7 protein-coding genes are annotated in these 7,661 nt (G+C 72.1%); 2 read left to right on the top strand and 5 right to left on the bottom strand.

The genetic code is table 11. The annotated features are described in order from the left end of the window. Together B7767_RS44125 and B7767_RS47190 are read left to right on the top strand one after the other, a co-directional pair. Window positions 1–792, top strand: a 792-nt coding sequence (locus tag B7767_RS44125; RefSeq protein ID WP_107486690.1) for a peptidoglycan recognition protein, incomplete at its 5' end; no start/stop codon positions are given. Beyond that, entirely contained in the window at window positions 789–965 is a 177-nt protein-coding gene (locus B7767_RS47190) for a hypothetical protein (RefSeq protein WP_167748595.1), read from the top strand. The genes B7767_RS44125 and B7767_RS47190, both read left to right, overlap by 4 nt. Window positions 966–978: 13 nt before the next feature. Here the strand turns inward: B7767_RS47190 and B7767_RS44120 are convergent, their stop codons facing one another. From B7767_RS44120 to B7767_RS44100, 5 genes are all read right to left on the bottom strand, one after another. Continuing rightward, window positions 979–1,497 (bottom strand): DUF4240 domain-containing protein, encoded by a 519-nt coding sequence (locus B7767_RS44120; RefSeq protein ID WP_085576671.1) that lies wholly within the window; start codon window positions 1,495–1,497, stop codon window positions 979–981. Window positions 1,498–1,699: 202 nt separating this feature from the next. Beyond that, window positions 1,700–2,674 carry a YafY family protein gene (locus tag B7767_RS44115; protein ID WP_085576670.1) on the bottom strand — a complete coding sequence of 325 codons (975 nt, stop codon included), beginning with the start codon at window positions 2,672–2,674 and terminating at the stop codon, window positions 1,700–1,702. 60 nt (window positions 2,675–2,734) lie between these two features. After that, entirely contained in the window at window positions 2,735–5,440 is a 2,706-nt protein-coding gene (gene aceE, locus B7767_RS44110; RefSeq protein WP_085576669.1) for a pyruvate dehydrogenase (acetyl-transferring), homodimeric type, read from the bottom strand. A gap of 394 nt (window positions 5,441–5,834) precedes the next feature. Beyond that, window positions 5,835–6,458 carry a GntR family transcriptional regulator gene (locus B7767_RS44105; RefSeq protein ID WP_085576668.1) on the bottom strand — a complete coding sequence of 208 codons (624 nt, stop codon included), beginning with the start codon at window positions 6,456–6,458 and terminating at the stop codon, window positions 5,835–5,837. Window positions 6,459–6,793: 335 nt separating this feature from the next. After that, window positions 6,794–7,661 (bottom strand): 2-oxo acid dehydrogenase subunit E2 (locus B7767_RS44100; RefSeq protein WP_179167583.1); only part of this gene is annotated, 868 nt, incomplete at its 5' end.

Raw genomic sequence — 7,661 nt, 5'->3', positions numbered from 1 at the left:
GCCGCGGTCGCCCTGGTGCTGTGCGCCCACGGCGTCGAGCACGCCGCCGAGGACTCCGCCGCGGGTTCCACCGCGCGGGTCACGGCCGCCCACCATGCGCCGGCGCCGGCCGTCGTACCCCGCTCCGGCTGGCTGGGCGACGCCGAGCGGGAACAGCCGCCGCCGCGCTACGACGACGAGGTCGTCGCCGTCTTCGTCCACCACACCGACTCGCCCAACGGCTACGACTGCGCCGACGCCCCCGGCATCATCCGGGGCCTGTACGAAGGCCAGACCGGCGCCCGCGACTGGGACGACCTCGGCTACAACTTCGTCGTCGACCGCTGCGGCACCGTCTACGAGGGCCGCGCGGGCGGCACCGACCGCCCCGTCACCGGCGCCCACACCCAGGGCTTCAACCACCGCACCACCGGGATCGCCGCCCTGGGCACCTTCACCGAGGGGGCCGAGGTGCCGCAGGAGATGCTGCGCGCGATCGCCGCCGTGGCCGCCTGGAAGCTCGGCACGTCCGGCACCGACCCGCGCGCCGACGTCCGGCTGGTCTCCAGCAACGGCGGCAGCCGCTACGCGGCCGGCACCACCGCCGTCCTGCCCGCGGTCGCCGGCCACAGCGACGGCTACATGACCGACTGCCCGGGCGCCGCGCTCAAGGCCCGCCTCCCGGAGATCAGGTCCCTGGCGGCCCGCCTCCAGGGACGCGGGACCGGGGACACCGTGCCCGACGACACCCAGACCGCCGTACGGAACGACAACGACACACGGAACACACGGAACGAAGAGCAGGTCCCATGAACGACACGCCCGACCGAAGTACCACCTGGGCGGACGCCCTGCGCCGCCCCTGGACGGCCCTGTGCGCCGCCGCCGCCGTCGTCCTGGGCCCCACGGCCCACACCGCCGCAGCCCTCATGCAGGCCAACGCGGCCCCCCTGCGCCACGCGCCGAGCCCCCACCGGCGCCTGTGAACCGGCTCGCCCTTCAGCCCCCGAACCGCTCCCACAGCCGCGGGTAGCGTTCGGCGAGCAGGGCCTCGTTCTCGAAGTCGAGCGGCGTGCCCTCCGGCTCCGCGGGGGCCGGGGGCAGGTCGAGGTCGGGCGCCACCGTCCCGGTGAGCTGCTCGTACGCCTCGTCCGCCGCGTAACCGAGGTCCTCGCCGTCGCCGTCGACCTCCTCGTCGAACTCGTCCAGCAGACCGGCCAGCGAGTCCGGATCGTGCAGCGCCCCCTCGAACACCTCCCGGCCCTGGCCGATCAGCCAGCACCGGAAGTAGTCGAAGGCGTCGTCGCTCGCCCCGTCCAGCAGCACCCATGCGGCGCCCCACAGGTCCCAGTGGTAGGCGCGGTGGTACCGGGACTCGAAGTGACGGGCGAAGTCCAGGACCGCCTCCGGGTCCAGCCGCAGCAGTCGCTCCACCAACAGATCGGCCTGCTCCTCCGGATCACCCCCGGCGTCCTCACGGGCGGCGTCCACCAGCTCCCAGAACTCCGTCTCGTCCATCACGAGGTCAAGCATCGACCCTCCGCCCCACCGACGCACCCGCAGTGCACGTATCAGGGGCGCGGGTCACGGGGGCGCGGGGCCGTGCCGGTGTGCGGCTCCGCCGCGCGGGCGCGAAGTCCCCAGGGACGGGAAGGGGCGGCGGGGGCGGAACCCCCGGAGGGCACCCCCACCCGCACCAGGGAATCGAAAGGGCCCCTCTTCAACGCCCGTACAGCTCCGCCAACCGCACGGCCCCCGCCGCGAACCGCTCCCGCAGGGACGGCGGCGCCAGCACCTCCACCTCCGCCCCCAACGCCATCAGCTGATCATGGGCGACGTCCTCGGACTCCACCGGCAGAGCCACCCTCACCCACCCGCCCCCGTCCGGCTCCCCCGCCCGCGCCAACGCCTCCCGCGCCGCAGCCGGATCCACGGCATGCGGCAACCGGCGCACCCCCTCCGCCGACAGCCGCACCACGACCTCCGCACGCAGGATCGACCGTGCGAACTGCTCCGCCCGCTCCTCCCAGAACGCCGGCAGATCGAAGTCCTCCGCCCGCTCGAAACGCTCCTCGCCCGCCTTCACCGCCGTGAACCGGTCGATCCGGTACACCCGGAAGGAACCCTGCCCGCAGACCCGCGCACACAGGTACCAGACCCCCGCCTTGAGGACGAGCCCGTACGGCTCCAGCTCCCGCTCCACCTCGCCGGCGTCGCGCCGGTACCGGGCGGTGACCCGCCGGTCGTCCCACACCGCGTCCGCGACCGCGGGCAGCAGCCCGGGCGTGTCCGGCTCGTGGAACCAGCCGGGGGCGTCCAGATGGAACCGCTGCGCCGCCGTACGGGAGGCGTCCCGCAGGGACGGCAGCAGGGCGGCCGACACCTTCAGCCGGGCCGCCGACGCCGCGTCCTCCAGCCCCATCTCGCGCAGCGCCCCGGGCACCCCGGACAGGAACAGCGCCTCCGCCTCCCCGCGCGCCAGCCCCGTCAGCCGCGTCCGGTACCCGCCGACCAGCCGGTAGCCCCCGATCCGCCCCCGGTCCGCGTACACCGGCACCCCGGCCTCCGACAGCGCCTGCGCGTCCCGGGTGACCGTCCGCTCCGACACCTCCAGCTCCCGTGCCAGTTCGGCGGCGGTCATGGAGGGCCGGGACTGGAGCAGCAGCACCATCTTGATGAGCCGGGCAGCGCGCATGGGCCCATCATGCAGGAGGCCCCCGCCTGACAGGCGGGGGCCTCCTGCACGATCAAGCCGTCACAGGCCGTACTTCTCGCGCGCTTCCTTCACCGAGGCCGCCTGGACCTCGCCACGGCGGGCGAGCTGGGCCAGGGCCGCGACGACGATGGACTCGGCGTCCACGCCGAAGTGGCGGCGGGCCGCGTCACGGGTGTCCGACAGACCGAAGCCGTCGGCGCCCAGCGACGAGTAGTCCTGCTCGACCCACTGCGCGATCTGGTCCGGGACCTGGCGCATGTAGTCGGAGACCGCCAGCACCGGACCCTCGGCGCCCTGCAGCGCCTGCCGGACGAACGGCACCCGGTCCTCGCCGCGCAGCAGCGCCTCGTCCGCCTCCATGGCGTCCCGGCGCAGCTCGGTCCACGAGGTGGCAGACCACACGTCGGCGGCCACGCCCCACTCCTCGGCGAGCAGCTTCTGCGCCTTCAGCGCCCAGTGGATCGCCGTACCGGAGCCCAGGAGCTGGATCCGCGGCGCGTTCGCGGCCGGGGACAGGCCCGCGGACTCCGCCGTGTTGAAGCGGTACAGGCCCTTGACGATGCCCTCGTCGATACCGGCGGCCGACGGCTTGGCGGGCTGCGGCAGCGGCTCGTTGTAGACCGTCAGGTAGTAGAAGACGTTCTGGTCCTCGTCCGGCAGGGCCTCGCCGAACATCCGGCGCAGACCCTCCTTGACGATGACGCCGATCTCGTACGCGAACGCCGGGTCGTACGTCAGTGCCGCCGGGTTGGTCGCGGCGATGACCGGCGAGTGGCCGTCGGCGTGCTGCAGGCCCTCGCCCGTCAGCGTCGTACGGCCGGCCGTGGCGCCGACGAGGAAGCCGCGGCCGAGCTGGTCGCCGAGCTGCCACATCTGGTCGCCGGTGCGCTGCCAGCCGAACATCGAGTAGTAGATGTAGAACGGGATCATCGTCTCGCCGTGCGTCGCGTACGACGTCGAGGCGGCGACGAACTCGGCCATGGCACCGGCCTCGGTGATGCCCTCGTTGAAGATCTGGCCGTTCTTGGCTTCCTTGTAGTACATGAGCTGGTCGCGGTCGACCGGCTCGTACGTCTGGCCCATCGGCGAGTAGATGCCGAGGGACGGGAAGAGGCTCTCCATGCCGAAGGTGCGCGCCTCGTCGGGGACGATCGGCACCCAGCGCCTGCCGGTCTCCTTGTCGCGGACCAGGTCCTTGACCAGGCGGACGAAGGCCATGGTGGTGGCCACGTTCTGCGAGCCGGAGCCCTTGTCGAAGGCGGCGAACGCCTTGTCGGCGGGCTGCGGCAGCGGCGCGACCGGGTGCACGCGGCGGGCCGGGGCCGGACCGCCGAGGGCGGCGCGGCGCTCCTGGAGGTAGCGGACCTCGGGGGAGTCGGCGCCCGGGTGGACGTAGGGGACCTGGCCGTCGACGAACTGGGAGTCCGAGATCGGCAGCTCCAGCCGGTCGCGCATCGCCTTGAACTCGTCCACCGTCAGCTTCTTCATCTGGTGGTTGGCGTTCTTGGAGGCGAAGCCCTCACCGAGGGTGTGGCCCTTGACCGTCTGCGCCAGGATCACGGTCGGCGCGCCCTTGTGGGCGAGCGCGGCCTTGTAGGCGGCGTACACCTTGCGGGACTCGTGGCCGCCGCGCGAGAGGTGGAAGCACTCGAGGATCTTGTCGTCGCTCAGCAGCTTCGCCATCTCGACGAGCGCCGGGTCCTTGCCGAAGAAGTCCTCGCGGATGTAGGCCGCGTCGCGCGTCTGGTACGTCTGCACCTGCGCGTCGGGTACCTCGCGGAGGCGTCGTACGAGGGCGCCGGTGGTGTCGAGCCGGAACAGCTCGTCCCACGCCGTGCCCCAGAGCGTCTTGATGACGTTCCAGCCGGCGCCGCGGAACTGGGCCTCCAGCTCCTGCACGATCTTGAAGTTGGCGCGGACCGGACCGTCGAGGCGCTGCAGGTTGCAGTTGATGACGAAGGTCAGGTTGTCGAGCTGCTCGCGGGAGGCGAGGGTGAGCGCGGTCGTCGACTCGGGCTCGTCCATCTCGCCGTCACCGAGGAACGCCCAGACGTGGGAGTCGGAGACGTCCTTGATGCCGCGGCTGGTCAGATAACGGTTGAAGCGCGCCTGGTAGATCGCGGAGATCGGCCCGAGGCCCATGGAGACGGTGGGGAACTCCCACAGCCAGGGCAGGCGGCGCGGGTGCGGGTACGACGGCAGGCCGTTTCCGCCGGCCTCGCGGCGGAAGTTGTCGAGCTGCTGCTCGCCGATCCGGCCGTCGAGGAAGGCGCGAGCGTAGATGCCGGGGGAGGCGTGGCCCTGGATGTAGAGCTGGTCGCCGGAGCCGTCACCCTCCTTGCCGCGGAAGAAGTGGTTGAAGCCGGTCTCGTAGAGCCAGGCCGCGGAGGCGAAGGTGGCGATGTGGCCGCCGACGCCGTACTTGCTGCCGCGGGTCACCATGGCCGCCGCGTTCCAGCGGTTCCAGGCGGTGATCCGCTGCTCCAGCGCCTCGTCGCCGTCCACGGCGGGCTCGGCGGCGGTGGGGATGGTGTTGACGTAGTCCGTTTCGAGGAGCTTCGGCAGCGCGAGGCCGGCTCCCTCGGCACGCTCCAGCGTGCGGCGCATCAGGTATGCGGCACGGTGCGGCCCGGCCGCCTCGGTGACGGCGTCCAGGGAGGCCTGCCACTCGGCGGTCTCCTCGGGGTCGCGGTCCGGGAGCTGGTCGAGCTCGCTCGGCTGGATGGCGTTGGGGTCGGTCGTCATGTCGCCGCCTTCCTCAGTCGAAGGGGGGTGCCCTTGTGTCTTTGGCAGGACAGGGCGGAGGGCTCGGGTGCAAGCCCGCTGGCGACTGTAACTCCCTGATCGATGATCGATCAAAGGGTTGAGGGGCAAAATCTCTCGATACCGAGAAAGTCGGCACGCGGTGCCTTCGGAAGTGGCACGGGGTGACTGTCCGGTCGGGAGTTTGTGCAGGTGAGGGGATGCGTGCGCGGAAGAGCGCGGGCGGTTTCGGCTGATCGCGCAGTTCCCCGCGCCCCCGAGGGGCGCGGGGTTGCGCTGATACGCGGCTCCGCCGCGCGGGCGCGAAGGGGGCCTGGGGGCGCAGCCCCCGGGGACGGGACGGGAAGGGGCGGCGGGGGCGAAGAAACTCCCGGCGTCACGCCCGGGGCGCACACCCCAGCACGTGCGCCTTGACCAGGTCCGCGATCAGGGGGTCCCGCCGCCGGAACGCGGCGACGAGCTCCTCGTGCTCCTCCGCGTAGGACTGCTGCACCGTCCCCAGCCACCGTATCGACAGCGCCGTGAACACCTCGATCCCGAGCCCCTCCCACGTGTGCAGCAGCACCGAGTTCCCGGCCGCCCGCACCAACTCCCGGTGAAACCCCACGGTGTGCCGCACCTGCCCCGTCCCGTCGGACAACCGGTCGGCTTCGTACAGCGCGGCGACATGCGGCTCCAGCGCCGAGCAGTCCTCCGCCAGCCGCTCCGCGGCCAGCTCCGCCGCGATCGCCTCGAGGCCGGCCCGCACCGGGTAACTCTCCTCCAGGTCGGCCGCCGTGAGGTTCCGCACCCGCACGCCCTTGTTCGGCGCCGACTCGATCAGCCGCAGCGACTCCAGCTCGCGCAGCGCCTCCCGTACGGGCGTCTGGCTGACCTCCAGCTCGGTCGCGATCCGCCGCTCCACGATCCGCTCGCCCGGCTGCCAGCGTCCGCTGATGATCCCTTCCAGGATGTGCTCGCGGATCTGTTCGCGCAGCGAGTGGACGACGGGCGCGGTCATGAGGGCTCCTTAGGGAGGGGCATGAATCCGATGCAGCGGCCCGAAGGGCCTCGTTGAGGGGTGGTGGCCGGGCGGCGGGTGGGACCCCGGGGGGCTTCGACGCTTAGACAATACGGTGGCGAGCCCGCCCGGGAGGGGCGCACGGGAGCGCTTTCGCCCAGGTGAGACGAGACTTACACGTTCCATACGCCGGTGCCCCCGCCAGGGAAGCCTCGAGAGCTTCCCCGACGGGGGCACCGTACGACCGTGTCGGCGACCGCGGACCAGGCGGTCACGGGATCACGGACCGAGTCCGGCCTCGTCGGGATCCCCGGCCCCTCGCGGGGCCGCCGGAACTACAGACCGAGCTCGACCTCGAACTCGCCCGCCTCCAGGATCGCCTTGACCGCCGTCAGGTAACGGGCCGCGTCGGCACCGTCCACCAGGCGGTGGTCGTAGGAGAGGGTCAGGTAGGTCATGTCGCGGACGCCGATGACCGTGCCCTCCTCGGTCTCGATGACGGCCGGACGCTTGACCGTGGCACCGATGCCGAGGATCGCGACCTGGCCCGGGGGCACGATGATCGTGTCGAACAGCGCACCGCGCGAACCGGTGTTGGAGATGGTGAAGGTCGCGCCGGCCAGCTCGTCCGGGCTGATCTTGCTGGCCCGCACCTTGCCCGCCAGGTCGGCGGTCGCCTTGGCGATGCCGGCCAGGTTGAGGTCACCGGCGTTCTTGATGACCGGGGTCATCAGGCCCTTCTCGGAGTCCACCGCGATACCGATGTTCTCGGTGTCGAAGTAGGTGATGGTCCCCTCGGCCTCGTTGATCTTGGCGTTGATCGGCGCGTGCGCCTTCAGCGCCTGGGCCGCGGCCTTGACGAAGAACGGCATCGGGGAGAGCTTGACACCCTCACGAGCCGCGAACGCGTCCTTGGCGCGGGCGCGCAGCTTCATCAGACGGGTGACGTCGACCTCGACCACCGAGGAGAGCTGGGCCTGCTCGTGCAGGGCCTTGACCATGTTGTCGCCGATGACCTTGCGGATCCGCGGCATCTTCACGGTCTGGCCGCGCAGCGGGGAGGCCTCCAGGGTCGGGGCCTTCTTCGCGGCGGGCGCTGCCGCCGCGGCCGGGGCCGGGGCGGCGGTGGCGGCCTTCGCCGCCTCGGCGGCGGCGATGACGTCCTGCTTGCGGATACGGCCGCCGACGCCGGTGCCCTTGACG

The sequence above is a fragment of the Streptomyces sp. 13-12-16 genome, from assembly GCF_002114215.1.
GTDB lineage: Bacteria > Actinomycetota > Actinomycetes > Streptomycetales > Streptomycetaceae > Streptomyces.
The sequence above is the reverse complement of the archived record's forward strand: the minus strand, read 5'-3'. Positions and strand labels throughout refer to the sequence as shown.